Origin of the sequence: Luteimonas mephitis DSM 12574 (genome assembly GCF_000422305.1) — a bacterium.
Lineage (GTDB): Bacteria > Pseudomonadota > Gammaproteobacteria > Xanthomonadales > Xanthomonadaceae > Luteimonas > Luteimonas mephitis.
In genome coordinates this window covers 183399-209742 of the sequence record NZ_AULN01000012.1, presented here as the reverse complement: position 1 = coordinate 209742, position 26344 = coordinate 183399, and the positions used below count along the sequence as shown (strand labels likewise).

The 26344-nt window shown below is 69.6% G+C and carries 20 protein-coding genes; 2 read left to right on the top strand and 18 right to left on the bottom strand.

The window, feature by feature from the left end; translation table 11 throughout:
* Positions 1-67: 67 nt before the first annotated feature.
* The 13 genes from tkt to H570_RS0100960 form a co-directional block, all read right to left on the bottom strand.
* Positions 68-2059, bottom strand: coding sequence for a transketolase (gene tkt / locus H570_RS0101020; protein WP_027079129.1), 1992 nt, complete (start codon positions 2057-2059; stop codon positions 68-70).
* Positions 2060-2642: 583 nt separating this feature from the next.
* Positions 2643-4031: a dicarboxylate/amino acid:cation symporter gene (locus tag H570_RS15795; RefSeq protein ID WP_051175946.1), complete on the bottom strand. Its 1389-nt coding sequence runs from the start codon at positions 4029-4031 to the stop codon at positions 2643-2645.
* Between the two features lie 154 nt (positions 4032-4185).
* Positions 4186-5847 carry a BatD family protein gene (locus tag H570_RS0101010; RefSeq protein WP_036134575.1) on the bottom strand — a complete coding sequence of 554 codons (1662 nt, stop codon included), beginning with the start codon at positions 5845-5847 and terminating at the stop codon, positions 4186-4188.
* Entirely contained in the window at positions 5847-7652 is a 1806-nt protein-coding gene (locus H570_RS0101005; RefSeq protein ID WP_027079127.1) for a tetratricopeptide repeat protein, read from the bottom strand. The genes H570_RS0101010 and H570_RS0101005 overlap by 1 nt, the downstream gene beginning before the upstream one ends.
* The gene (locus H570_RS0101000) at positions 7649-8686 is read right to left on the bottom strand and encodes a vWA domain-containing protein (protein ID WP_051175945.1); all 1038 of its coding nucleotides are present in this window, start codon (positions 8684-8686) and stop codon (positions 7649-7651) included. Before H570_RS0101000 ends, H570_RS0101005 begins: the two co-directional genes overlap by 4 nt.
* A complete protein-coding gene (locus H570_RS0100995; protein WP_036134573.1) occupies positions 8683-9144 on the bottom strand; it encodes a DUF4381 family protein in 462 nt (153 codons plus the stop codon). Before H570_RS0100995 ends, H570_RS0101000 begins: the two co-directional genes overlap by 4 nt.
* Positions 9145-9146: 2 nt before the next feature.
* Entirely contained in the window at positions 9147-10085 is a 939-nt protein-coding gene (locus H570_RS0100990) for a DUF58 domain-containing protein (protein ID WP_036134571.1), read from the bottom strand.
* A 62-nt stretch (positions 10086-10147) separates the two neighbouring features.
* Entirely contained in the window at positions 10148-11140 is a 993-nt protein-coding gene (locus H570_RS0100985) for an AAA family ATPase (RefSeq protein WP_036134569.1), read from the bottom strand.
* Between the two features lie 224 nt (positions 11141-11364).
* Entirely contained in the window at positions 11365-13326 is a 1962-nt protein-coding gene (locus tag H570_RS0100980; RefSeq protein ID WP_027079122.1) for a type IV pilus secretin PilQ, read from the bottom strand.
* A 13-nt stretch (positions 13327-13339) separates the two neighbouring features.
* Positions 13340-13873, bottom strand: coding sequence for a pilus assembly protein PilP (locus tag H570_RS0100975; RefSeq protein WP_051176006.1), 534 nt, complete (start codon positions 13871-13873; stop codon positions 13340-13342).
* Positions 13874-13880: 7 nt separating this feature from the next.
* Positions 13881-14570 (bottom strand): type IV pilus inner membrane component PilO, encoded by a 690-nt coding sequence (locus tag H570_RS0100970; RefSeq protein ID WP_027079120.1) that lies wholly within the window; start codon positions 14568-14570, stop codon positions 13881-13883.
* The gene (locus tag H570_RS15790) at positions 14567-15223 is read right to left on the bottom strand and encodes a PilN domain-containing protein (protein WP_084499579.1); all 657 of its coding nucleotides are present in this window, start codon (positions 15221-15223) and stop codon (positions 14567-14569) included. The genes H570_RS0100970 and H570_RS15790 overlap by 4 nt, the downstream gene beginning before the upstream one ends.
* Positions 15223-16281, bottom strand: a complete 1059-nt coding sequence (locus tag H570_RS0100960; RefSeq protein ID WP_027079119.1) for a pilus assembly protein PilM — start codon at positions 16279-16281, stop codon at positions 15223-15225. The genes H570_RS15790 and H570_RS0100960 overlap by 1 nt, the downstream gene beginning before the upstream one ends.
* Positions 16282-16500: 219 nt before the next feature.
* On the opposite strand from H570_RS0100960, the gene H570_RS0100955 reads away from it, so the two are divergent.
* Positions 16501-19074 (top strand): penicillin-binding protein 1A, encoded by a 2574-nt coding sequence (locus tag H570_RS0100955; protein WP_027079118.1) that lies wholly within the window; start codon positions 16501-16503, stop codon positions 19072-19074.
* Between the two features lie 126 nt (positions 19075-19200).
* Entirely contained in the window at positions 19201-19851 is a 651-nt protein-coding gene (locus tag H570_RS0100950; protein ID WP_027079117.1) for a hypothetical protein, read from the top strand.
* Positions 19852-20190: 339 nt separating this feature from the next.
* On the opposite strand, the gene H570_RS0100945 is transcribed toward H570_RS0100950, so the two are convergent.
* The 5 genes from H570_RS0100945 to H570_RS15785 all read right to left on the bottom strand — a co-directional run bounded on the left by H570_RS0100945 (position 20191) and on the right by H570_RS15785 (position 26249).
* A complete protein-coding gene (locus H570_RS0100945; protein ID WP_027079116.1) occupies positions 20191-21489 on the bottom strand; it encodes a citrate synthase in 1299 nt (432 codons plus the stop codon).
* Between the two features lie 249 nt (positions 21490-21738).
* Positions 21739-21981 carry a type B 50S ribosomal protein L31 gene (locus H570_RS0100940; RefSeq protein ID WP_027079115.1) on the bottom strand — a complete coding sequence of 81 codons (243 nt, stop codon included), beginning with the start codon at positions 21979-21981 and terminating at the stop codon, positions 21739-21741.
* 69 nt (positions 21982-22050) lie between these two features.
* Positions 22051-22989 carry a nucleoside hydrolase gene (locus tag H570_RS0100935; protein ID WP_027079114.1) on the bottom strand — a complete coding sequence of 313 codons (939 nt, stop codon included), beginning with the start codon at positions 22987-22989 and terminating at the stop codon, positions 22051-22053.
* Positions 22990-23109: 120 nt separating this feature from the next.
* Positions 23110-25209 carry an ATP-dependent DNA helicase RecG gene (recG, locus tag H570_RS0100930; RefSeq protein WP_027079113.1) on the bottom strand — a complete coding sequence of 700 codons (2100 nt, stop codon included), beginning with the start codon at positions 25207-25209 and terminating at the stop codon, positions 23110-23112.
* A gap of 146 nt (positions 25210-25355) precedes the next feature.
* The gene (locus tag H570_RS15785; protein WP_051175944.1) at positions 25356-26249 is read right to left on the bottom strand and encodes a universal stress protein; all 894 of its coding nucleotides are present in this window, start codon (positions 26247-26249) and stop codon (positions 25356-25358) included.
* Positions 26250-26344 lie beyond the last annotated feature (95 nt).

Genomic DNA, 26344 nt, shown 5'->3' with positions numbered 1-26344 from the left:
GCGGCGGAAGCGGCGATGGCTTTACCGGAAAAGCTTCGCGGCTTCCGACGTTCCCACGGAACCTGATTCAGCGCAGGGCGTTCGCCACCTCGACCACGCGCTCGACGGTGAAGCCGAAGTGCGGCATCAGCGCTTCGATCGGGGCGCTGGCACCGAACGTGTCGATGCCGACCACGGCGCCATCGAGACCCACGTACTTGCGCCAGAAGTCGGTGACCCCGGCTTCGATGGCCACGCGCCTGCGGCAGGCATCGGGCAGCACCGATTCGCGGTACTCCGCAGGCTGGCGGTCGAACACGTCGGTGCTCGGCATCGACACCACGCGCACCGTGTCGCCCAGCTGCGCGGCGGCCTGCATCGCCAGGTCGACTTCCGAGCCGGTGGCGACCAGGATCAGCCCGGGCGCGCCGGCGCTGTCCTTCAGCACGTAGCCGCCGCGCGCGATGTCCGCCACCTGCGCGTCGCTGCGCGGCTGGTGGGCGAGGTTCTGGCGCGAGAACACCAGGCAAGTCGGGCCGTCGCGGCGCTCGATCGCCGCGCGCCACGACACCGCCGACTCCACCGCGTCGCAGGGGCGCCAGACGTCGTTGTTGGGGATGTAGCGAAGGCTCGCCACGTGCTCGACCGGCTGGTGCGTGGGGCCGTCCTCGCCCAGGCCGATCGAATCGTGGGTGTAGACGTGGATCGCGTGCGCGCCCATCAGCGCGCTCATCCGCACCGCGTTGCGCGCGTAGTCGCTGAACACCAGGAACGTGGCGTCGTAGGGAATGAAGCCGCCGTGCACGGCAAGGCCGTTGCTGATCGCGGTCATCGCGAATTCGCGCACGCCGAAATAGATGTAGTTGGCGTTGGGGCTGTCGCCCACCACCGACTTGCTGCCGCTCCACAACGTCAGGTTGGAGCCGGCCAGGTCGGCCGAGCCACCGATCAGTTCGGGCAGGTGCGGCGCGAAGGCCTCGATCGCCATCTGCGAGGCCTTGCGCGAGGCGACCACCTTGCCATCGGCCTGCAGCTTGGCGATGTAGGCATCGGCCTCGGCGGCAAAGCCTTCCGGCAATTCGGCGTGCGAACGGCGCACCAGTTCCTCGGCCAGCGCAGGATGGCGCGCGGCGTACTGGTCGAACATCCGGTTCCACTGTTCCTCGCGCACCAGCCCGGCGTTGCCGGCACGCCAGCCGTCGCGGATTTCCTGCGGGATCTCGAACGGGCCATGTTCCCAGCCCAGCGCCTTGCGCGTGGCTTCCACTTCGTCCTTGCCCAGCGCGGCGCCGTGCGAGGACTCCTTGCCGGCCTTGTTCGGCGAGCCGAAGCCGATGGTGGTGCGGCAGCAGATGAGCACCGGCTTGTCGTCGTGCGCCAGCGCCTGTTCGATCGCGGCCTTGATCGCGTCGGCATCGTGGCCGTCGACGCCGCGGATCACGCGCCAGCCGTAGGCTTCGAAGCGCGCCGGCGTGTCGTCGGTGAACCAGCCCTCGACCTCGCCGTCGATCGAGATGTGGTTGTCGTCCCAGAACGCGACCAGCTTGCCCAGGCCCAGGGTGCCGGCGAGCGATGCGGCTTCGTGCGAGATGCCTTCCATCATGCAGCCGTCGCCCATGAACACCCAGGTGCGGTGGTCGACGACGTTGAACTCGGGGCGGTTGAAGCGCTGCGCCAGCACCTTTTCCGCGAGCGCCATGCCCACCGCGTTGGCGAAGCCCTGCCCGAGCGGGCCGGTGGTGGTTTCCACGCCCGGGGTGACGAAGTTCTCGGGATGGCCCGGGGTCAGCGAACCCAGCTGCCTGAAGCCCCTGATCTGCTCGATCGGCAGGTCGTAGCCCGACAGGTGCAGCAGCGCGTACTGCAGCATCGAACCGTGGCCGTTGGAGAGCACGAAGCGGTCGCGGTTGAACCACTTCGGATTGTTGGGGTTGTGGCCCAGGTAATCGTTCCAGAGCACCTCGGCGATGTCGGCCATGCCCATCGGCATGCCCGGGTGGCCCGAGTTGGCGGCCTGCACGGCGTCGATGGCGAGGAAACGGATGGCGTTGGCGAGGTCGCGGCGGCTGGGCGTCGTCATGGGCTCTGGAGTCTTGTATGCGGACGCGGGCGCATCCGCAGGGCGGCGCCCGGCAATTCGCGGGCGGCGTATTGTCCCACGCCCCCGCGGGGAAGCAAAAAGCAGCAGGTCGGGGCTACGCCTCCGACAGTTCGATTCGGATCACTCGGCGACGCCATTCTGGACGCGGGGGCGCCGGGCACGGGTGCCCTATAGGCGAATGTCGCCCGGCGTCGGCCTATGGCCGGCGCCTCCTCCTTCATTCCGCGCCAAAGGCACCCGCACCCGGCGCTGCAAGTTGTGTGGCGGCTGTAGAAGCGCCAAGCGAAGCATGGCTCCCCGGCAAGCCTGCGATCCGACGCCCCGGCGAGGCCGGCAGCCCTTCGGGGCGAAATAAAGGAGGAGGCATCCGTCGCAAGGTGGACGCCGGAGGGCATTCGCCCCGAAGGGCTGCCGGCCGCGCCGGAACCGCCAGCTCGCGGGGAGGCGTGCGATCACGCGGAAAAGCCGTCGGACCCGTAACCTCGACCTGCTTTTTGGCAAGCCCACGATCCAATGCCTCGGCGTGTTCGGGAGGCCCGTCAGGTCGCGATGTGGCGTGCGATCAACCGTTGCCCTTCGCCGCCTCGTCGAGCATCGTGGTTTCCGGCTCGCCCTTCGACACCATCGCCGCGATCGCCAGGTCGCCGGTGACGTTGACCACCGTGCGCGACATGTCGAGGAAATGGTTCACGCCCAGGATCAGCCCGATGCCTTCCGGCGGCACCCCGACCATCGCGCAGATCAGCGCCACCACCGGCAGCGAGCCGGACGGCACGCCGGCGGTGCCGATGCCGCCGAGGATGCACACCAGCATCACCATCACCTGCTGGCCCATCGACAGTTCGACGCCGAAGAACTGGGCGAGGAAGATCACCGTCACGCCCTCGAACAGCGCAGTGCCGTTCTGGTTGGCGGTGGCACCGATGGTCAGCACGAAGCGCGACACCCGCCGTGGCAGGCCCAGTTCGTTGTCGGCGACATTCAGCGCAGTGGGCAGGGTGGCGTTGCTCGACGCGGTCGAGAACGCCATCAGCATCGCTTCCTGCACGCCCTTGAAGAACTTCATCGGCGAGTAGCCGCCAATGAACCTCAACGACAGCGAATACACCACCACCGTGTGGATCACCAGCGCGCCGAACACCACCAGCACATACCAGCCCAGCCGCACCAGCAGTTCCCAGCCGAACAGCACGGCGAGGTTGAACATGAAGCAGAACACCGCGTACGGCGCCAGCCGGATCACCAGCCCGATCAGGGTCATCGAGACTTCGAACAGGCCTTCGATGCCGCGACGCAGCGTTTCGATGCCCGGCGTGGCCTTGCTGACCACGATGCCGACGCCGAACATCAGCGCAAAGAACATCAGCGCAAGGATCGACGCGTTGCTGGACGCCGCGCCGACCACGTTGTCCGGGACGATCGACAGCAGCATCTCGACGCCGCTGGCCTGGCCCTGGCTGTCGCGCACGATGGCCTGCGCCCGCTCGGCGCCTTCGCTGAGCAACTGCTGCGCGAGCACCGGGTCCACGCCGGCGCCCGGCTTGAACACGTCGACCATCACCAGCCCGAGCACCACCGCGATGCCCGACAGCAGGATGGTGTAGGCCAGCGTGCGCCAGCCGATGCGGCCGAGCGAACGGATGTCGCCCATCTCCGAAACGCCCGTGACCAGCGCCGAGAACAGCAGCGGCACGATCAGCATGAAGATCAGCGACAGGAACAGCCTGCCGCCGGGCTGGGTGACGCCCTGCACGAACAGGTCGACCACCGGGCGGCAGTACCACGCCGGCTCGTTGGCCATGCACGCGGCGGACGTCAGGTCGACCGGCGTCCAGTCGTGCAGTCCCGTGTAGTACACCAGCAGACCGATGGCCAAGCCCAGGAAGAAGCCGATCGCGATCTTCCAGTGCAGCGGCATGGCCGCCTTGGCGGGCGTGGTCGGTTCGATCATGGGCGTTGTCGCTCGCGGCGCGGGAAGGCCCGGAGCTTAGCAAACCGGGCCATGCGCCATCGGCGATGCCGCCACCACGGGCGATCGGCGACGCCGGGTTACCTGGCGCGCGGATATCGCGACATCGCCCGTTGCGCGCGCCAACGCGCTTCCATCATCCGTCCGGGTACAGCGGTGGCAGCGGTTCTTTGGCCCGGCCGACTTCATGCCCACGCCAGCGGGGGCCGGATGCGAACGCCCCGCGCAGGCTGGCGCGTGCGGCCGGACCGTCACCATCACCCCAGCGCGCCCGCTGCAATTGGGTGACGGCGTCGCGCTGCGCGGCATCGTCCAGGCGCGCACGCACGGCATCGAGGTCGGCGGCCGGCGGATCGGCCATTGCAAGCAGCACGACGGCGACGTCATCGAAGCCGCCGCTGTCGAGTGCGCGCTTGAGTTCGCGCAGGCTCGCGTGCGGCGGCGCGGCAGTCGCCGTTTCGGCGCGCCGGCCTGGTTGCACCGCCGGCTGCGGCTTGCGCTGCAGCGCCCATACCAGCGTGGCCAGCCACAGCAGTGCGAACCCGGCCGTCGCCCATGGCCAGATCCGTGCATTACCGCGCACGACCGGCAGGCGCGAGGCATCTTCATCGGCGGACACGCCGCTACCCGCATCGCCAGCCGCTGCAGCCGGCGCATCATTGCCCGTCGCGCCGGGCGCAACCTGCCACTGCAGGTCGGGCAGCGACGCGGCGCGTGGCGCCGCCGCGCGCACGTCCCACCACGCGATGCGCGGGCCGGGGATGCGCAGCGCGCCGGGGCGCGTGGGCACGATCGAGAACTTGCGCGTCACCGTGAGCTTCGGGCGGCCGTCTTCGAAGGTCTCGTCGGTCTGCGCAGGTTCGGCGAACACCTGTGCGCCGTCGATCGCGGGCATTTCGATCTCCGGGAACTGCGCCGCGGTGGCGCCGTCCGCGCGCGCCTCGATGGTGACCGTGGCCGCTTCACCGGCGCGCACACCCTGCGGCGTGGCGACGTAGCGCAGCCCAAGCCCGCGCAGCGGCAGCCACGGCTGCGGCGCCTTCGCGGGCACCGGACGCACGGTGACGAAGCGCGGCGCGCCGTTCGCGCTGAGCTCGCGCGAGCCGTCGCCGAACATGTCGTCGAAGAAGCCGCCGGTACTGCGCCCGCTGAAGCGCGCCCCGGGGATCGTCAGCGGCCCGCTGCGCTCGGGCACCAGCAGGAAGCGGCGCTCGACCACCGTGTAACGCTTGCCGCCCACCTGGCGCGTGTACTGCAGGTCGCTGCCGACGCGCTGCAGCGAAGCACCGTCGGGCGCGGCCTGGTCGAGCTGGCCGGACACCAGCGGCGTGGCGTAGTACAGGCGCAGCGTGTATCCCACGGCCTGCTGCACGTACGGCGTTTCGTCGTCGAGCTGCGCCTCGATGAAGGCGGCGCTGCCCGCGCGTGCCGGCGGCGCCGCGGCAGTGACCGTGAGCGGCAGCGGCTGCGTCCTGTGGCTGCCGATGGCCAGCGCAGGCACCGTCAGCAATCCTTCGCGCCGCGGCTGCAGGGCAACGGCGAACAGCAGCCGGGTGCTTGCACTGCCGTTGACGATCTCGACCTGGCGGCTGCTGCTGTTGCCGCTGACGATGAAGTCCTTGTCCAGCGGCGACCAGTCCGGCGGACCGGCGCGGGCGTCGTCGGTCTCCACGTTGAGGGTCAGGGTTTCGCCAAGCGCCACCTGGTCGCGATCGATCCAGGCGCGCGTCTGCGCCTGCGCGGCAACGCTCGCGAACAGGATCAGCAGGCAGGCCAGCGATGTGATCCAGCGGGGCATCAGTGTTCTCCAGTCTGCTGGCGACGCTCGTACTCGAGCCGGAACTTGGCGCGCAGCAGGCCGCCGGGATCGTCCGGCACGCGCCGCAGCCAGGCTTCGTTGGCGCGCTGCTTTTCGCGCTCGGCGGCGCTCGGTGGCTGCGCGGGTTCACCGGCTTGCGGCTTGCCGTCGTCGCCACGCTTGTCCTTCTGCGGCTCGCCCTGCAGCGCCTGCTGCATGCGCGCGCGCTGCTCGGCATCGGCCTTGCGCTGGGCTTCGGCGTCGTCCGGCTTCGGCGTCTTGCCGTCGTCCGACGGCGGCTGTTGGCCACTGTCGCTGTCGTGCGGCTGGCCGTCGCCGGACTTGTCCTGCGCGTCGCGCGGCCCGGTGCCGGAAGGCGACGGCGACTGCCGGCCCGAATCCTCGTCCGTACTGGACTTGCCGTCGTTCGGCTTGCCGCTGTCGGGCCTCTTGTCCTGGTCGCCGCGGCCACCGGGCTGCTTCGACGGCGGCGGCTTGCGCTTCATCGCGGCCTCGACCAGAGCGCGGTTGCTGGTTGCGTCCGCCATGCCCGGCTGCTGGCGCAGCGCCTCGTCATAGGCGGCGATGGCATCTTCGTAGCGGCCGGCCTTCGCCAGCGCATTGCCGCGGTTGTAGGCGGCATCGGCGCCGGGAATCGCCTGCCACGCCTTCGCTGCCGCCGCGTAGTCCCCGCGGCGATAGGCATCGGCGCCGTCCTGCATCCGTTCATGCCGGACCTGGTCGGCACGGCGCCACGGCGTGCCGTCGTCCGCCGCCAGCGCCGCGTGCCAGGGCAGGCACGCGCACAGCAGCAGCACTGCAAAACCACCGCCGCGCCGGAACGCGAACAGTGCGAGCAGCATCAGCGGCGGCAGCAGCCAGTACCCGTCGTCGCGCCACACCGCGGTCTTGCTGCTGGCGACAGCCCCGCGTTCGGCCGCCGACGCATCGAGCACGCCGAGCGCGACCAGATCGCCGGTTCCGGCTGAAAGGGCTTCGTAACGCCCGCCGCCCGCGCTCGCCAGCGCGCGCAGCGATGCCGCATCCAGTCGCGTGCGGGCGATCGCGCCCTTCGCGGTGCGATAGGCGGCGCCCGCCGGCGTGCCGAGCCCGAGCGCCGACACGCGAAAGCCGGCGCGCTTCGCATCGGCCGCCGCATCGCGCGCGGCGGCATCGCCCTGGCTGCCGATCAACAGGATGTCGCCGCTGGTGAAGCCCGCCTGCCGGAGCAGGCGCACGGACTGTTCGATGCCGCGCGCAGGGCGGCTGCCGTCCACCGGCATCACGTCCGGCGCCAGCGAGTCGAGGAACAGTGCGACGTTGCCGGCGTCGCGCGTGAGCGGCGCCACGGTGTAGGCATCGTCTGCGAACACCACCAGCCCCACCTGCCCACCGCTGCGCCTGTCCAGCAGCGCGGCCAGCTTGGCGCGCGCCTGCAGCAGCCGCGACGGCGGCAGGTCGCTGGCGAGCATCGCGCTGGACAGGTCGAGCGCGACCACCAGCGGCGCCTCGCCCTGCAGCAGCGGCTGCTCGCCCTGGCGCCAGCTCGGCCCCGCCAGCGCGAGCACCGCGATGCCGACGCCGAGCAGCAGCGCGCACAGCGCGACCACGCCGCGCCGGCTTTCGCCGCGGTCGAGCAGGTGCGGCAGCAGGTGCGCATCCACCGCGCCGCGCCACACGCTGTTGCGCAAGCGACGCCGCCGCCACGCCCACGCCAGCAGCGGCAACACCAGCAGCGCCCACAGCCACTGCGGGCGCAGGAAATGCAGCGCTTCGAATGCGTGCACGAGTGCCTGCGGATTCACGTTGCGCCTCGCAGTCGCAGCCTCGTTCCACGCGGAAGCGCGAAGCCCAGCAGCGCGCACAGCAGCGCGGCCGCCAGTGGCCACGGATAGCGTTCCAGCCGCGGCTGCACGCGCTCGCCCGGCCGCTGCACCGGTTCGAGGCGATTGATCTCGGCGTAGATGCCGGCCAGTTCGGCGGTGTCGCGCGCGCGGAACGCGCGACCGCCGGTGATGTCGGCGATGCGCTTGAGCGTGGCCTCGTCCATGCTGTCGTCGCCGCCCGGCGTCGGCAGGCGGAAGCCGAACACCGACACCTCGCCACCTTCGCCGCCGAACGCGATGGTATGCACGCGCACGCCGTTGTCGCGCGCAAGTTCGGCGGCCTTGACGGGTTCAAGCTGGCCGGCGTTGCTGACCCCGTCGGTCAACAGGATCACCACCCGCTGCCCGGCCGGCTGCGCGCGCAGGCGCTTGACCGCCAGGCCGATCGCGTCGCCGATCGCGGTCTCGCGCCCGGCCAGGCCCACCACGCTGTCGCGCAGCTGCTGGCGCACGCTTTCGCGGTCCAGGGTCAATGGCGCCAGCGCGTAGGCCTTCTGGCCGAAGACCAGCAGGCCGACGCGGTCGCCGACGCGGCGGTCGAGGAAGTCGGCGATCACCGCCTTGGCCGCGGTCAGCCGGTCGACGACGGCGTTGCCGAGCGTCATGTCCTCCTCGCCCATGCTGCCGGACAGGTCGACGGCCAGCATCAGGTCGCGCCCGCTCTGCGGCGGTTGCACCGCTTCGCCCAGCTGCTGCGGCCTTGCAGCGGCCACGCACAGCAGCAGCCATGCCAGCCACAGCCACCACGGGGCATGGCCGCCGCGTGCGAACCCGCCACCGCCGGCAATCGCATCGAGGCGCGCGCCATACGGCACCTTGAGCGCGGCCGAGGTGCTGCGCGCCGCCGGCAGCAGGCGCCGCATGAGCCACGGCAGCGGCAGGGCCAGCAGCAGCCAGGGCCAGGCGAAGCCCGCGAACCACTCGCCGCCCAGGGCAGGCCACGACGCGCTCATCGCCGCACCGCCATCAGCTCGAGATAACGTCGGCGCGCGAGCGGCAGCAGCGCCGCCGCCTCGGCCTCGTCGATCTCGCGGCGGAACCCGCCGTCGAGCAGCACGCGCCCGGCGCCATCGGAAAACGGGCCGGGCGCGGCCTTGCTGTCGCCATCGAGGAATGCCAGCCAGGCATCGCCCTGCAATCGATCGGCCGCCGGGTCGCTCCGACGCGATGCGCGACGCAGCAGCTCGGACATCGCCGCGACGCGTTCGACCGGCGTCGCCGCAGCGCGCACCCGCTCGTCGAACAACCGCACGATCGCAGCGCGACGGCGACGCGCGCGCAGCCACCACCACGCCGCGAATGCCAACAGCACCAGCAGCGTCGCCGCCAGCCACCACCAGCCCGGCGCAGGCGGCCACCACGGCGGCGCCGGCGGCTGGTGGATGTCGCGCAGTGGCAGCTCTTGCATCATCGTCAGGCCGCCCTTGGCCCGGCGCGCCCCGGCAGCCAGGAGTCACTGGGCGCGTCGCTGGACAGCACCTGCACGCGCACGCCGCGCGCCGGCAGCGTCGCCAGCGCATCCTTGACCGGCGCGACGAATTCGTTGCGCCAGCGCTGGCGCTGCGCGGCGACGCCGAGGTCGAGTTCCAGCCGGTGTGCCGACGTGGCGAACGGCAGCGGCGCACGCGGCGGGTCGCGTTCCAGCGGGTCGGCGAGCAGCAGTACGATCACCTCGCCGTGCATCGACAGCGCCGCCCAGCGCGATGCGGGGACGCCAGCGACGCTGGCGGCATCGGCCAGCACGACCATCCGCGACCCCGGCCGCAGCAGGCGCCCGGCGTGATCGAGGGCGAGCGCCAGGCCGCCATCGTCCGCGGGCGGTTGCGAGTACCAGCGCACCAGCGCATCGAGCACGCGCAAGGCACCACGCGGCCCCGCTGCCGGCGGCACCGGCGGTTCGGACGCACTGCCGCGCAGCGCCGCGATCCGGTCGCCGTCGCGCACCGCGGCCCATGCGGCCACCGCGCCCGCGCGCGCGGCCTGCACCGACTTGAACCGCACCCGGGTGCCGAAATACAGCGCCGGCGCGGTGTCGGCGACGATCAGCGTCAGCCGTTCGCGTTCGGCCTGGAACAGCTTGGTGTGCGGCTTGCCGCTGCGCGCGGTGAGCCGCCAGTCGATGTGCCGCGCGTCATCGCCAATCGCATACTCGCGCGATTCCGCGTACTCCATGCCGCGCCCGCGCAGCGGCGACGGCGCCTGCCCGCTCACGCCGTGGCGTCCGCGCCGCGGCGGCCGGCGGCCCTGCGCCGCGGCGCGCAGCGCGACCAGTTCGGCCAGGGTGGGTTGAATGCCGGGTTTGGGGATTCGGGATTGGGGATTCGGGGAAGCGCCTGCTGCCACCTGCGGCACGACCAGCGTCTGCGGAGCCTGCTCTTTCGAAGTCCCAATCCCGAATCCCCAATCCCGGCTCTTCACGGCAACGGCACCTTGTCGAGCAGGCCGGCGACGAGGCGATCACCGTCCCAGCCTTCCGCGGTGGCCTCGTAGCTGGGCAGTACGCGGTGCCGCAGCACGTCGGGTGCGATGGCGCGGATATCGTCAGGGGTGACGAAATCGCGGCCCGCCAGCCAGGCGCGCGCGCGCGCGCAGCGTTCGAGCGCGATCGAGCCGCGCGGGCTTGCGCCCCAGCTGATGCGGCGCGCCAGCGCCGGGTCATAGCGCGCGGCGTCGCGCGAGGCCAGCACCAGTTCGATCAGGTAGCGTTCCAGCTGAGGGGCGAAGTGGAGGTCGAGTACCGCGGCGCGCGCGGCGAACACGTCGGCCTGCGAGATGCGTTCGACTGCCGCGCCTTCGGCCTGCAATCCCTGCTTGGCACGCTCGCGCGCCAGCCGCAGGATCTCGCCTTCGGCGTCGGCCTCGGGGTAGCCGATGCGCACGTACATCAGGAATCGGTCGAGCTGCGCCTCGGGCAGCGGGAACGTGCCCTCCTGTTCGATCGGGTTCTGCGTCGCCATCACCAGGAACAGCGGCGGCAGCGCGTAGGTCTGGCGGCCGACGGTCACCTGGCGCTCGCCCATCGCCTCGAGCAGCGCCGACTGCACCTTGGCCGGCGCGCGGTTGATCTCGTCGGCCAGCAGCACCGAGTGGAAGATCGGCCCGGGCTGGAATTCAAACCGCCCGTCCTGCGGGCGCCAGACCTCGGTGCCGGTCAGGTCGGCCGGCAGCAGGTCGGGCGTGAACTGGACGCGGGCGAAATCGGCTTCGACGCGCGCGGCCAGGGCCCGGATCGCCGTGGTCTTGGCCAGCCCGGGGGCACCTTCGACCAGCAGGTGCCCGTCCGCCAGCAGGGCGATCAACAGGCGCTCGACCAGTCCGGACTGGCCGACGATCTGCTTCGAAAGGTCTTCGCGCAGGGTGGCGAACAGGCCGTGCAGGCGGGAAACGTCGTGGCTGGGTGTATCCATGGATCGGCCATGCGGCGGCGCCCGGATGGCGTCGGGTCCAGTTTGACCGAAGTGCGACCGCATGGTTCCGGTCGGCGTTCAGCCACGCGCAGGTTGTGGAGCCGGCACGGGCAGCGCCTGGCGATGTCCGTGGATTCCCGCAAGCCTCTCCTTGCCGGGCGGATCCCGCAAAAACGGAAACGGGGCCCGAAGGCCCCGTTGATCCGTCTTGCTGGACGGGCAAGCTAGTTGCGCTGGGCCACCCGCAGGATCTTGGGCGTGACGAACACCAGCAGCTCGGCCTTTTCCTTGCTGCGCGTCTTGCGCTTGAACAGGTTGCCGAGGAACGGGATGTCGCCGAGGAACGGGATCTTGGACACGTCATTCTGGTCCTTGAACTCGTACACGCCGCCGATCACCACCGTCTGCCCGTCGTCGACCAGCACCGCGGTGTTGACCTCGCGGCGGGCGATGGTCGGCACGTAGCCGAAGTCGCCCAGGTCGATCCGGCCGTCCTGCTCGTTCTTGGTCACGAACATGTTGAGGAACACGCGGCCATCGTTGGTGATGGTGGGCGTGACCTTGAGCTGCAGCAGCGCTTCCTTGAACTGCACGGTCGGCACATTGTTGCTCTGGCCGCCGGTCACGGTGATGTAGCCGATCTCGCGGCCCTGGGTGATCACCGCTTCCTTCTGGTTGCTGGTGACCACGCGCGGGTTGGAGATGACCTCGCCGCGGCCTTCGGTCTGCAGCGCCGACAGCTCGACGTCGAGCAGGTAGCCGGCGTTGAGGATCGACAGCGCGAACGAACCGGCGCCCGCGAGCGTGGCCGGCAGGTTGACGCTCAGGCCATGCGAGGCATCGAAGGTCCGGTCGCCGTTCATCACCGCGTCGCCGCGATTGATCGCGTTCGTGCTGGAATCCGAGGTGGTGCCGCCAAAACCCAGCGAACTGCGGTCGCCCGGCTTGCCGGTCGCACCGTTGAACCCGAACTTGGCGCCCAGTTCGCGAGCGAACGATTCGGTTGCGATCACGATGCGCGCCTCGATCACCACCTGGTCGACCGGGCGGTCGAGCTCGCTGACCAGGTTCTTGATGTTGGCGACGCGCTCGGGAATGTCGATCACCAGCAGGGTGTTGGTACGCCGGTCGAAGCTGAGGCTGCCGCGCGACGACAGGAAGCCGCGGCTCTGGTTGTTATTGCCACCGCCGGAATTGCCGCCACCACCGCCGTTCATGCTGTTCTTGCTTTCTTCGGTCAGCAGCTTGGCAATGTCCTCGGCGCTGCCGTAGTTGACCGGGATGTACTCGGTCACCATTTCGGCACGTTCCTCGATCGCGATGCGAGCATCGGCCTTGGCCTTCTCGTACCCGGCGATTTCCACTTGCGGCGCAACCCAGATGACGTTGCCGCTGCGGCGCTTGTCCAGGCCCTTGGCCTGCAGCACGATGTCCAGCGCCTGGTCCCACGGCACGTTGTCCAGGCGCAGGGTCACGTCGCCGGTCACCGAATCGGAGGCGACGATGTTCAGGTGCGACTCGTCGGCGATCAGCTTCAGCACCGTGCGCACAGCGATGTTCTGAAAGTCGAAGGTCACCGGCTTGCCGGTGTACTTGCGCTCGAGTGGATCGACGTCGCTGCTGCGGGCCGCGGACTGCGGCGCGCCTACCGCACGCGTCGACGCCGCGGCACGCGGCACGATCTCGACGATGTAGTCGCGGCCGGTCTGGTAGGCCATCGACTCGAACGGGCCATTGGTGCTGAGCACGATCTGCGAGCCGACGCCGGCCTGGCTGGCGTCGATCCGCTGCACCGGCGTGGCGAAGTCGGTGACGTTGAGCGGGCGCTGCAGCGCGGGCGACAGGCTCGCGTTGCCCACGTTGATGACCACGTCGGAGCCCTGCTTGCGCAGGTCGGGCATGGCACCGTCGCCGCTGAAACGCATGATCAGCTTGCCGGAGCCGCCGTCGCCGCGCTTGAAGTCGATGCTGGAGACGGCCAGTCCGCCGGCAACCTGCCTGGCCGGGTCGTGCGCCGCGGGCGCGGCAGCCTGCGCGACCGCGAAGTAGGACGCGGCAGCGGCGGGTTGCTCGGCATGCACGGCGCCGAAGGCCGAGACCAGCCCCACGACGAGACCGGCCATGCTGGCTCGCAAGGGCATGGCACGCCGGCTCTTCTGCAGGTGTTGCGCTTGGGTAACGGTCATCTGGCTTCCCCTATCAATTGTCTTCGAGCGCGACCGACGCCGGCCTTTCCAGCCAGCCGCCCGCGCCATCCGGCACAAGTTCGACGAGTTCAATGCGATCTTCGCGAACGGCGGTCACGCGACCGTCGTTCTGCCCCATGTAGACGCCGGGCTGGACCCGGTACACGACCTTGTCGGGTGCAACCACGAGCCCGATGACGCTGTTGCCGCGACCGATCGTACCGACCATGTCGAGGCTGTCGAGCGGGAACTGCTCGAGCGTCTGCTTGCGGCGATGCGAGTCCGGGCGCGGGCCGCTGCCACTGTCCTGCGACGTGAACGCATCGCTGAACGGGTCGCGCATGCCCTGGGCGGCATATTCGAAGGATTCGAACTGCTGCATCACCGGCAGCGGATCCAGTGGCGGGGCCGGCTTGGCCTTGACGTTGGCAGCCCACTCTTCGAGGTTGGGCGCGGGTTCGGGACCGCTGGTGACGCTGCGCCCGCAGGCGCCGAGCACGAGCGCGAGACCGACGGCGAGCGTGCCGCGGATGACGGCTTTCGACATGCCCATGTCAGTGTCCTCCCTTGGCGCCCTTCGGCGACTTGTCCGCGGCTGCCGCGCTTTCCTGCGCAGCCGCCTCGTCCTCGTCAAGGTACCGGTAGGTCTTCACCGTGCCTGCGAGCTCAAGGCTGGAATTGGGCCGGATCGAGGCGGCCGGATCCTTGTCGGCGTTCACCGGGCGCAGCGAAATGTCGTGCATGGTCATGATCACCACGCGCGGCAGCGAGGCGACGCCGCTGACGAAGGCGCCGAACTGGTGATAGGTGCCCACCATCTTCAGCGCGATCGGCTTCTCGGCGTAAAACTCCTTCGGCGTCTCCGGCCCGGGCTGGAACAGCTCGTTCTGGATACCGGTGGCCAGCGCGGTCTGCGAGATGTCGACGATCAGGTCGGGCATCTCGGTCTTGCTCGGCAACTGCCGCAGCATCTGCTGCAGCTGCTGCTCCATTTGCGCGAGCTGCTGCTTGAGCGGCTCGAGGTTGGCCGCGCGGCCCTGCTTGGTCTCGAACTCGGTGCGCAGTTCGGTCTCGCGCTGGTCGAGCTGCTTGAGCTGGTCGCCCTTGTCCCGGGTCACCACCCACCACAGCAGGCCGAAAATCAACAGGCCGAGCAGCACGCAGAAGCCGATCTTGTACTGCCTCGGCCAGCTGCCGGGGCTGTTGATGTCGAGCTCGCTGATCTTGACTTTCTTCTGGCTCACGAGGCGGCTCCTTCTTTGGCAGGGGCAGCCGGCGTCGCGCCGTCAACGGGCGCCTCGCCCACGGGCGGAGCCGCGTCGGGAACGCCATCGCCGTTCTCGTCCTTGGCCGCGTTGGGATTGGCCAGGGTGACGGTCAGCGAGAACGCGTAGGGAAGGCCCTTCACCGTGCCCTTGGCCTCGATGATCGACAGCTCCGGCCTGGTCATCCAGCCGGACCCTTCCAGGTTGCGCATGTAGGTACTGACGCGGGCGTTGGACTGCGAGCGACCTTCCAGCGTGAGCTTCTCGCCTTCCTGCTTGATCGAGGTCAGGACGACGCCGTCGGGGATCGTGCGCACCAGCGAGTCGAACAGGTGCACCATCTGCGAGCGGTTGGCCTGCAGCTGCTCGATGACTTCCTTGCGCGCCAGCAACCGCGCCTTCTGCTTGTCGAGCTCCTCGATCTCCTTGATCTTGCCGTCGACCTGCGTGATCTCGGTCTGCAGGTAGGCGTTGCGCTCGTTCTGGCCGTCGATCTGGTTGTTGTAGTAGGTGTTGACCAGGAACCACAGCGCCAGTCCGGCCAGCGCTGCAAGGACCAGCATGACGCCGAATTCCTTCTGGCGCACCTTGCGGCGTTCTGCACGCCACGGCAGCAGGTTGATCCGGGCCATCAGTCGAAGCTCCTCAGTGCGAGGCCGCAGGCGATCATCAGCGCCGGGGCGTCCTGGGCCAGCGCATGCGCCTGCACGCGCGGCCCGAGCGTCATCTGTGCGAGCGGGTTGGCGACCACCGTCTGCACGCCGAGCTGCTCCTCGACCATCTCGGCCACGCCGGGGATCGACGCGCAGCCGCCGGCCAAGACCACCTGGTCGACGCGGTTGAACTCGCTGCCGGCGTAGAAGAACTGCAGCAGGCGGCTGATCTGCTGGACCAGCGCCTCCTTGAACGGCTCGAGCACTTCGATCTCGTAGCTTTCCGGCAGCCCGCCCTGGCGCTTGGCCAGGCCGGCTTCCTCGTAGCTCAGGCCGTAGCGGCGCATGACCTCGTCGGTCAGCTGCTTGCCGCCGAACACCTGCTCACGGCTGTACAGGCTGCGGCCGTTGCGCAGGATGTTGAGCGTGGTCATCGTCGCGCCGACGTCGACCATCGCCACGATGCCGTCGTGCGGGATGTTGAGCGAGTTGGCGAGCAGCGCGAAGGCGTTCTCGATCGCGAAGGCCTCGACGTCCATCACCCGCGCGGTGAGACCGCCGAGCTCCAGCGCCGAGGCGCGCATCTCGACGTTCTCCGAACGCGAGGCAGCCAGCAGCACCTGCACCATCTCGGCGTTGCCCGGCATCATGCCCAGCACTTCGTAGTCGAGGTTCACTTCCTCGATCGGGTACGGGATGTAGTTCACCGCCTCGAGTTCGACCTGCGACTCCATGTCGTCGTCGTCCAGGTCGGCGGGCATGGGGATGATCTTGGTGATCACCGCCGAACCGGCGACGGCCGCGGCGGCCTGCCTGGCGCGCGTGCCGGAGCGCGACACCGCCCGGCGGATGGCCTCGCCCACCGCCTCGACCTCGACGATGCTCTTTTCGACCACCGCATTGGGCGGCAGCGGCTCGACCGCATAGTGCTCCACGCGGTAGCGGTCACCCGACCGAGACAGCTGGAGCAGCTTGACGGCAGTCGAGCTGATGTCGACGCCGACGAGCGGTGCCTGACTTTTTGTGATGAGCCCCACGATTTCTCCCCTTGTCACGGGCGCTTACGCGCGCTTCGTGCCCCGTTGCATTAAATAACGGACTTTTCACCCCTTGGCAACAGCGCGATCACCGGATCGTGCCGCCTGCCGCATTCCGGGCCCGCTTTCCCCACCGCCGTCCGGGCGGGCCCGGTGGCCGGCTCCTCTATACTCCGCGCCTCCGCCCCCTGCAATGCGCGCCACAGGAATTTTCCACAGATGCCACGTTTTCGCCGTTTGCTGCGCTGGGCGCTGATCGCATCCCTCGCGGCGATCGTACTGGGCGGCCTTGCCCTCGCGACACTCTACTTCGTTGTCTCCTCCAAGCTCCCCGACGTGCAAAGCCTGCGCCACATGGAGATGCAGGAGCCGATGTACGTCTACGCCAGCGACGGGCGCCTGATGGCGCTGTTCGGCGAGACCCGGCGTTATCCAGTGGACATCGAGGACGTGCCCAAGCGGGTCAAGCAGGCCTTCCTGGCAACCGAGGATGCGCGCTTCTACGAGCACCACGGCGTCGACTACAAGGGCGTCGCGCGCGCGGTCTGGCTGCTCGCCACCACCAACGACAAGCGCGTGCCGGGTGGCTCCACCATCACCCAGCAGGTCGCGCGCCAGATCTTCCTGAGTTCGGAGTACAGCTATTCGCGCAAGCTGGCCGAGATGCTGCTGGCCATGAAGATGGAGCGCGAGCTGACCAAGGACGAGATCTTCGAGCTGTACCTCAACAAGTCGTTCTTCGGCAATCGCGCCTACGGCGTCGGCGCGGCGGCCGAGTTCTACTACGGCAAGACGCTGGACCAGCTGGATCTGGACGAGATGGCGTCGCTGGCCTCGATCCCGAAGTTCCCGTCCAGCGGCAACCCGCTGTCGAACCCCGAGCGCGCCCGCGAGCGGCGCGACAACTACGTGCTCAGCCGCATGGCGGAGCTCGGCTTCATCTCCGAGGCCGAAGCCGCGCAGGCCCGGGCGGTGCCGATGCACGCCAGCCCGCACGAGCGTCCGATCGAGGTGCATGCGCCCTATGTCGCGGAAATGGTCCGCCAGGAGATGCTGGCGCGCTACGGCGGCGACGTGCTGACCAAGGGCTATCACGTCACCACGACGATCGACCCGACCCTGCAGGCTGCCGCCGACAAGGCGATCCGCGACGGACTGGAGATCTACGACCACCGCCACGGCTGGAACAAGGTCGAACAGCATTTCGATCTCGCCGACGACGAGGACGCCGCCACCGCGTCCGCGCGCCTGCGCCGCATTCCCGCCCAGGCCGGACTGATCCCGGCCGTGGTCATGCGCAGCGGCGACGGCCGCATCGACGTGGTGCTGGCCGATGGCAGCACGCTGACGCTCGACGCCAGCGCCAGCCGCTGGACCGGCCGCGCGCCGTCGGCGCTGGCCAAGCGCGGCGATCTGGTCCGGGTGCGCAGGATCGAAACGCCGGTGAAGAAGAAAGCCGGCGAACCGGCAAAGGACACGCCAGCCGGCGACAGCAAGGTTGCCGATGCCACGGACGCCGACGCCGGAACCGCGACGGTGCCTGCCAAGGTGACCTGGCAGCTCGACCAGCTGCCGCGGGCGCAGTCGGCACTGGTGTCGCTGAACCCCGAGAACGGCGCCCTGCTGGCCCTGTCCGGCGGCTTCAGCTTCGCCGGCAGCAAGTTCAACCGCGCCACCCAGGCGCGGCGCCAGCCGGGATCGAGCTTCAAGCCGTTCCTGTACGCGGCCGCGTTCGAGCGTGGCTACAACCCGGCCTCGATCGTGCTCGACGCGCCGGTGGTGTTCCGCATGCGCGGCGGCAAGGTCTGGCGGCCGCAGAACGACAGCGGCAACTTCGCCGGCCCGATGCGGCTGCGCGAGGCGCTGGTGCAGTCGCGCAACCTGGTGTCGGTGCGCCTGCTCGACGCGATCGGCGTGGACTACGCGCGCCGTTACATCAGCCACTTCGGCATCGACGAGGCGCTGCTTCCGCCGAACCTGTCGATGTCGCTGGGCACCGCGTCGCTGCCGCCGATGGACATCGCGCGCGGCTACTCCGTGTTCGCCAACGGCGGCTTCCGGATCACCCCATGGTTCATCGACGAAGTCCGGGACCGCGACAACAAGGTCATTTTCAAGGAAAAGCCGGCGACCGCATGCCGCCACTGCGCCGCTGTCGGGGGCTCGCAGTCGGTCGTGGTGTCGAACGTGGTGGACGGCTTCAACCTGGGCCCGGCGCAGTCGGCGCCGGCCAAGCCCGCGCCCAAGGCCGACGACGCGCCCGCCCCGGCCGAAAAGCCCGCCGCACCACCCGCGGACGCGGTGCTCGCGCCGCGCGCGATCGATCCACGCGTCGCCTACCAGGTCGTGTCGATGATGCGCGACGTGGTCCAGCGCGGCACCGGCACGGCGGCCAAGGTGCTGGGACGCGAGGACGTGGCAGGCAAGACCGGTTCGACCAACGATTACCGCGACGCATGGTTCTCCGGCCTGGGTGGCGACGTTGTCACCACCGTGTGGGTGGGCCGCGACGACTTCCGTTCGCTCGGCTACCGCGAGTACGGCGGCCGCGCCGCGCTGCCGATCTGGATCGACTACATGCGTGTCGCGCTGAAGGATCGCCCGGTCATGCCCAACGACCCGCCCGACGGCATGGTCAAGGTATCGGTGGCCGGCAACGGCACGCTGATCCCCGACAGCGGCGGTGGCGGGATCACCGAATACGTCAAGGTCGAAGACCTCGAGCGCATGCAGAACTACACCGACTACAACAGCGACGATTCGCTGGACGAGGAAGCATTCGACATCTTCTGACCACGCGCGCCCGCACGGCCAGCCGGGGCCGCGCGGGCACGGGTCGCGCACCGTCCGCCCCGCCCGTGGATCGACTTCCTCGCGGCATCCTGTAAAGTCGGCGCGTCGCTCCTGCCGGGAGACAACATGCACCGCGCCCGCCAGCACGCCGAAACGCGCACGCGCGAACGCCGGCACCGCCTCGCCCACGAAGCCGCGAAACTGATGGCCGAAGGCGGCATCCGCGACTACCACCAGGCCAAGCTGAAAGCCGCGACCCGGCTGGGAATCCTTGATGACGCCTCGCTGCCGCGCAATCGCGAGATCGAGGATGCACTGCGCGAATACCAGCGCCTGTTCCTCGGCGACAGCCACCGTGCCGCCCTGCGCCTGCGTCGCGAGGCCGCGCTGCGCGCGCTGGAGTTCCTCGCCGGCTTCGACGCTCGCCTGGTCGGCCCGGTGCTCGACGGCACCGCGGACGACAACACCCCGGTCGCCCTGCAGCTCTACACCGATGACGCCGACGCGGTGCCGCGCTTCCTCGACGAGCATCGCATCCCCGCCGATGCCCGCAGCCGCCACCTGCGCCTGGACCGCGCGCGCGAAGGCGATTTCCCGGTCTGGATTTTCAGCGCCGAGGAGCTGACCTTCGACCTGACCGTGCTCCCGGCCGACGCGCTGCGCCAGGCGCCGCTGTCGGGCATCGACGAGAAGCCGATGAAGCGCGCCTCGGCGTCGCAGCTGCGCGAGTTGCTGGCCCAGGACGAGATCGACGGTTACGAGTCTTGGCAGGGCTGAACGAGCGCATCTGCGCGAAGGTTCACCGATCTACGAGCGCTGCGCCCGTGATGTGAGTGCCCTTGCAAGAGAAAAGCAGGAGCCTTGCCTTTCGGCAGGCCTGCGATACGACAGTCTGTCGCGGTCGGCAGCCCTTCGGGGCGAAATCAAGGGGGAGGCATTCGCCGCCAGGCGAATGCCGGAGGACATTCGCCCCGGAGGGCTGCCGGCCGCGTCGGGCCCGCCAGGTAGCCGCGAAGCACGTAATCGAACAACTTGCTGGTCGGAAGAAGAATCAGAACGAAAGCGAAAACGCCCCGCGATGCGGGGCGTTCTGCCGTGGCGCGATTGCGGCCGGGATCAGCGCTTGGCGACCGGCACGTAGTCGCGCACGTCGTGGCCGGTGTAGATCTGGCGCGGGCGGCCGATCTTGAACTCCGGATCTTCCTGCTGTTCCAGCCAGTGCGCGACCCAGCCGGCGGTGCGGGCGATTGCGAACATCACCGTGAACATCTCGGTCGGGATGCCCAGCGCCTTGTAGATGATGCCGGAGTAGAAGTCGACGTTCGGGTACAGCTTGCGCTGCACGAAGTAGTCATCCTTGAGCGCGGCTTCTTCCAGTTTCATCGCCACTTCCAGCAGCGGGTCGTTGACGCCAAGCTCCTCGAGCACCTGGTGGCACATCTCGCGGATGATCTTCGCGCGCGGGTCGAAGTTCTTGTAGACGCGGTGGCCGAAGCCCATCAGGCGGAAGCCCGACTCCTTGTCCTTGGCCCTGTCGACCGCCGACTGCACGTGCTTCGCGTCACCGATCTCGGCCAGCATCTTCAGCACCGCCTCGTTGGCGCCGCCATGCGCCGGGCCCCACAGCGCGGCCACGCCGGCGGCGATGCACGCGTACGGGTTGGCGCCGGTGGAACCGACCAGGCGCACCGTGGAGGTGCTGGCGTTCTGCTCGTGGTCGGCGTGCAGGATGAACAGCAGGTCCAGCGCCTTGGCCGCGACCGGGTTGATCTCCAGCGGACCGCTCGGCACCTCGAACATCATGTGCAGGAAGCGGTTCACGTACTCCAGGTTGTTGCGCGGGTAGCGCAGCGGCCAGCCTACCGAATGACGGTGGCAGGCGGCGGCGATGGTCGGCAACTTGGCGATCAGGCGGATCGCCGCGAGGCGGCGCTGCTGCGGATCGTCGTAGTCCAGGTCGTTGTGGTAGAAGCTGGCCATCGAACCCAGCATCCCCACCAGCATCGACATCGGGTGCGCATCGTGGCGGAAACCGTCAAGGAAGCCCTTGAAGGCTTCGTGCAGCATCGTGTGGTGGGTGACATCGTGTTCGAAGCTGGTGAACGCCTGCTTGTCCGGCAGCTCACCATTCATCAGCAGGTAGGCAACTTCGAGGAAACTGGAATCCTTGGCCAGCTGCTCGATCGGATAGCCGCGATACAGCAGCACGCCGGCGTCGCCGTCGATGTAGGTGATCGCCGACCGGCACGCCGCGGTGGCGGTGAAGCCCGGGTCGTAGGTGAAGCAGCCGGTTTCCTTCGGCAGCTTCGCGATCTCGATGCAGGGGGCACCCAGCGTGCCGCGCGCGACCGGCAGCGTGACTGCCTTGTCGCCGGCGTTGAGCGTGACTTGATCGATTGCGGATGGTTCGGACACTGATGCACTCCTCGTGGCCCGTCCGGACGCCGCTGGCGTCCCGGCACGGGATGGATGGAATCCGCGGCATGCCGCGATGCACCAATTATCGCACAGCGCACTGGAGCCGGGACTCGGCCCCGCCGTCCATCCGGCCCCGGCGGCCGGATGCAGCGTTGCGGGCATGGCGTGCGAACCGCCCTCCCGGAAACGAAGACGGCCGCACGATGGCGGCCGTCGGCATGCGCCTGTGCGGCGCCGTCGCGCGTCTTACTTCGCGTAACGCTTGCGGAACTTGTCCACGCGGCCGCTGGTATCCATGATCTTGTTCTGGCCCGTGTAGAACGGGTGGGTCGCAGACGAGATTTCGACCTTGATCAACGGATACTCGTTGCCGTCTTCCCACTTGATCGTCTCCTTGCTGCCAAGGGTCGAGCGGGTCAGGAACTTGAAATCGGAAGTCACGTCCTGGAACACGACTTCGTTGTATTGGGGGTGGATGTCGGCCTTCATGGCGGCACCGGTTCTGCTGTGGACAAGAGCGGCATTTTAGCCCGCGGGGCCCGGCGGGCGCAAGCCACCTCAGGCGGCGCCCACCGCGCCCCTGACCAGGGCCTCGAACCGGGCCTGGTCGTAGCGCAGCAGGATCCGGGCCCGGTCCGGCCGGCCGGTCTGGCGCTGCCAGTCGACCAGGGTGGCGCCGCGGGCGTGCGGGCCTTCCAGCGCCACGTCCAGCGGTCGCTCGGCCGTCTCCAGCGCACCGTCCGGGTGCAGCGCATAGGCCATCGCCAGCCCGTCGGCGGAATGCCAGTGGTCGCCCCGGCGGTCGGCCGACCATTCGCGGGTCTTGCGCGAGATGCGCTCGTAGAACGCCGCGACGTCGCCGCCGCCGCGCAGCCACTCCACCACCGAGTCGTGGTGCAGGCCGTGGGCGACGGTCGCCTCCCAGTCGGCGAGGTCGAAATGCGGGAAGGCCTCGAACACGATGCGCGCGGCCTCGGGGTCGAAATAGACGTTGAACTCCGCCGCCGGGGTGATGTTGCCGTGGCAGGTCACCGCGCCGCCCATCACCACCAGACGCGCGACGCGCTCGGGCAGCGTGGGGTCGAGCTTCAGCGCCAGCGCGAGGTTGGTCAGCGGACCGAGCGCGACCAGCAGCAGTTTCCCCGCATGCCGGTGCGACAGGCGCAGGATCGCCTGCGCGGCGTGCTCGGTTTCCGGCAGCCGCACGGCGGCTTCGTAGCCGACGTCACCGAATCCGTCCAGGCCGTGCACGTTGCCGGCATCGGGCGACGGATGCAGCAGCGGCGCCTCGCAGCCTGCGTACACCGGGATGTCGCCGCGCCCGGCCACCTCGCACAGCTTCAGCGCGTTGGCGACTGTGTGGTGCAGGCCGACGTTGCCGGCGGCGATGGTGAGCCCGACCACGTCGTGGCGGGTGTCGGCGAAAGCCATCAAAAGCGCAAGCGCGTCGTCGACACCGGGGTCGGTGTCGATCAGCAGCGGGATCCGTTCGGTCATCTGGGAATCGGGTTGTCGGGAATCGAAATCAATGTGCCGTAGGAGCGCCCCATGGACGCGATGCATGACCGGAAAGTCACATCGCGCCCATGGGGCGCTGCTACGGTGCGTGGCGTTGCATCACGCTGCAGCATACCTTGCCGCGCCGCCGATCCAGCGCTCGACCAGCCTGTCCGCGACCTCCGGCGCCTCGCTCTGCAGGCGCTCGCCGATGCGCTGCGCCAGCGGCAGCAGGTCGGCGTCGCGGGCCAGGTCGGCGACGCGGAACGCGGCCAGGCCGGTCTGCCTGGTGCCGAGCAGTTCGCCGGGGCCGCGCAGCTCGAGGTCCTTTTCGGCGATGACGAAACCGTCGCTGGTATCGCGCATGGTTTCCAGGCGCTGCCGCGCCATCTGCGACAGCGGCGACTGGTACAGCAGCACGCAGCTCGACGCCGCGCTGCCGCGCCCCACGCGCCCGCGCAGCTGGTGCAGTTGCGCAAGCCCGAGGCGCTCGGCGTTCTCGACGATCATCAGCGAGGCGTTGGGGACGTCGACGCCGACCTCGATCACCGTGGTCGCGACCAGCAGGTCGAGCTCGCCGGCCTTGAACGCGCGCATCGCAGCCTGCTTGTCGCCCGCCTTCATGCGTCCGTGCACGAAGCCCACGCGCAGCTCCGGCAATGCGCCGGAGAGCAGTTCGAACGTGCTCTGCGCGGCCTGCGCGACGATCTCGTCGGACTCGTCGATGATCGTGCACACCCAGTACGCCTGCCGGCCCTGCGCACACGCGGCGCGGATGCGTTCGACCAGCTCCGGGCGCCGCCCCGCACTGAGCACCACGGTCTGCACGGGCGTGCGGCCGGGCGGCAGTTCGTCGATCGCCGAGACGTCGAGGTCGGCGTAGGCGGCCATCGCCAGGGTGCGCGGGATGGGCGTGGCGGTCATCACCAGCTGGTGCGGCACGCGCCCGCCCTCGCCGCCCTTGTCGCGCAGCGCCAGGCGCTGGTGCACGCCGAAACGGTGCTGTTCGTCGATGATTGCCAGCGCGAGGTCGTGGAACACGACGCCTTCCTGCATCAGCGCATGCGTGCCGACAACAAGCTGCGCGCTGCCATCGGCGACCTGTTGCAGCGCGGCGGCGCGCGCGCGGCCGGTGACCTTGCCGGCGAGCCATGCGATGCGCACGCCGAGCGGTTCCAGCCACGTGCGCAGGTTGGACAGGTGCTGCTCGGCGAGCAGTTCTGTCGGCGCCATCAACGCGGCCTGCCGCCCGCTTTCCACGGCGAGCATGGCGGCCAGCGCGGCGACCACGGTCTTGCCGCTGCCGACGTCGCCCTGCACCAGCCGCAGCATCGGCACCGGCTTGCCGAGGTCTTCGCGGACCTGCGCGAACACCCGCTGCTGCGCGCCGGTCAGCGCGAACGGCAGAGACGCGCGCAGGCGCTCGGCCAGCGCCTGGTCTTCCAGCACCGGCGCGGCGTGCGCCTGCAGGGCGATGCGCTGGCGGCGCAGGCTCAGGTGGTGGGCGAGCAGTTCCTCCAGTGCCAGCCGGCGCTGCGCGGGATGGGTGCCGGCAATGAGCGCGGCGACATCCGCGCCCTGCGGCGGGCGATGCATGGTCAGCAGCGCCTCGCGCAGTCCCGGCAGGCCGGCGGCCAGCCAGTCGCGCGGCAGCAGTTCCAGCGCCGCCGCGTCCGGCAGGCGGTCGAGCGCCTGGCCGATCAGCCTGCGCAGCGTCGCCTGGCCGATGCCTTCGATCGCGGGGTAGACCGGATCGAGGCTGTCGCCGAGTTCTCCGGCCTCGTGTTCGCCGACGACGCGGTAGCTGGGATGCACGATTTCCAGCCCGTGCTGGCCGAGCCGCGGGGTGCCGTAGCAACGCACGCGCGTGCCCGGTGCGAACTGCGCGACCTGCGCGGCGCGGAAATGGAAGAAGCGCAGCACCAGCGTGGCCTGCGAGTCGTCGCCGATCGCCACCCGCAGCATCGGCCGGTAGCGGAAGCCGCGCTCGACCGCCTCGACCACGCCCTCCACCTGCGCCGCCACGCCCGCCTGCAGGCCGCGGATCGGGCTCAGGCGGGTGCGATCTTCGTACTGGCGCGGCAGCTGCAGCCAGAGGTCCTGCAAGGTCGTCATCCCGCGCGCGGCGAGCTTTTCCGCCACGCGCGGACCGACGCCCGGCAGGCCGGTCAGCGGGGCGTGGGCAGGATCGGGCGACGCGGCGGCGGAAGAAACCGGCATCGCACAAGGATGCCGGGATCGCGCGCAAACAAAAACCCCGGCGCTGCGCGGCGTGGCGTCGGGATTGCGCCCGCCAATGCGTCAGGGTCCGGCCCTTGCCCCGACAATCGCGCGGGACGAGCACCGGGCTCGCGGTCGCGTCGCCCTCAGGCGAGGCCGGTGTCTTCCGGTCGACGGGAACCGGGCTGCGCAGGCGCGCGCAGTACCAGCACGTCGTTCGGCGCCACCTGCACGATCCGACGCGTGGTACCGCCAACCAGCAGGTGGAAGGCGAGGCCGCGACGGAACGCGCCGATCACGGTGAGGTCGCTGTCGTGCTCCAGCGCATGCTTGCGCAGCATGCTTTCGGGATGGCCGTGCTCGACCAGCCGCTGCATGCGCCGGCGCAGGTCCGCGGGCAGCTGCGCCTGTGCCACGAATTCCTCGATCGTGGCCATCTCCAGGCGGACAAGGTCGGCGCGGCGTGCCGGGTCGAGCCAGAGTGATTCGTAGGGGATGTCGAGCGCGTGCAGCAGCGTGAGCGCGGCATCCGGGAACAGCGAGGCGGCAGTGTCCAGGCCATGGCGCGACTCGGGAGTGAGGTCCGTGCCCACCAGCACGCGCCGATAGGCGCCACGCGGCCGCTGCTTGACGACCAGCACCGAGGCCGGCGAACTGCGCACCACGATTTCGACCGTACTGCCGAGCAGGCGACGCCCCGACGTTTCGCTTGCATCGCCCAGCACGACCAGGTCGCAGCGCTGGCGCCTGGCCACGTCGAGGATCACCTCGGCCGGCTCGCCCTGCTCCACGTGGATTCGGGCATCGGTGACATCGCCTTGCACGTCGCGCTCGATGCGCTGCCGGATCGACGCCGGCGTGTCCACTGCCGACCATGCCCCGATCGCGTCGCGCGGCGCCACATGGACCACGTGCAACGGCACCTGCCACTGCATGGACAGCTGCACGGCGCGATCCAGCGCGCGGTCGCAGCGGGCGCTGAGGTCGGTGGCCACCAGGATTCCCTGCAGCCGGCCCGGGACCGGACTGGCGTTGCTCATGCTTGATCTCCCCGCAGCGGTGGCTGCTCCAGGCCAGGATTGCAACCCACCATTGCACAATCGCCGGTCGGTAGCGACGGTTGCCGCACGGAGTT

Coding starts and splice junctions, on each gene's coding strand:
- H570_RS0101000 (WP_051175945.1), bottom strand. CDS start 8,686: ATGAGCGCGTCGTGGCCTGCCCTGGGCGGCGAGTGGTTCGCGGGCTTC.
- H570_RS0100995 (WP_036134573.1), bottom strand. CDS start 9,144: ATGATGCAAGAGCTGCCACTGCGCGACATCCACCAGCCGCCGGCGCCG.
- H570_RS0100975 (WP_051176006.1), bottom strand. CDS start 13,873: ATGTCGAAAGCCGTCATCCGCGGCACGCTCGCCGTCGGTCTCGCGCTC.
- H570_RS15790 (WP_084499579.1), bottom strand. CDS start 15,223: ATGGCCCGGATCAACCTGCTGCCGTGGCGTGCAGAACGCCGCAAGGTG.
- H570_RS0100955 (WP_027079118.1), top strand. CDS start 16,501: ATGCCACGTTTTCGCCGTTTGCTGCGCTGGGCGCTGATCGCATCCCTC.
- H570_RS0100950 (WP_027079117.1), top strand. CDS start 19,201: ATGCACCGCGCCCGCCAGCACGCCGAAACGCGCACGCGCGAACGCCGG.
- tkt (WP_027079129.1), bottom strand. CDS start 2,059: ATGACGACGCCCAGCCGCCGCGACCTCGCCAACGCCATCCGTTTCCTC.
- H570_RS0100935 (WP_027079114.1), bottom strand. CDS start 22,989: ATGACCGAACGGATCCCGCTGCTGATCGACACCGACCCCGGTGTCGAC.
- H570_RS0100940 (WP_027079115.1), bottom strand. CDS start 21,981: ATGAAGGCCGACATCCACCCCCAATACAACGAAGTCGTGTTCCAGGAC.
- H570_RS0101010 (WP_036134575.1), bottom strand. CDS start 5,847: ATGCCCCGCTGGATCACATCGCTGGCCTGCCTGCTGATCCTGTTCGCG.
- H570_RS0100980 (WP_027079122.1), bottom strand. CDS start 13,326: ATGACCGTTACCCAAGCGCAACACCTGCAGAAGAGCCGGCGTGCCATG.
- H570_RS0100985 (WP_036134569.1), bottom strand. CDS start 11,140: ATGGATACACCCAGCCACGACGTTTCCCGCCTGCACGGCCTGTTCGCC.
- H570_RS15795 (WP_051175946.1), bottom strand. CDS start 4,031: ATGATCGAACCGACCACGCCCGCCAAGGCGGCCATGCCGCTGCACTGG.
- recG (WP_027079113.1), bottom strand. CDS start 25,209: ATGCCGGTTTCTTCCGCCGCCGCGTCGCCCGATCCTGCCCACGCCCCG.
- H570_RS15785 (WP_051175944.1), bottom strand. CDS start 26,249: ATGAGCAACGCCAGTCCGGTCCCGGGCCGGCTGCAGGGAATCCTGGTG.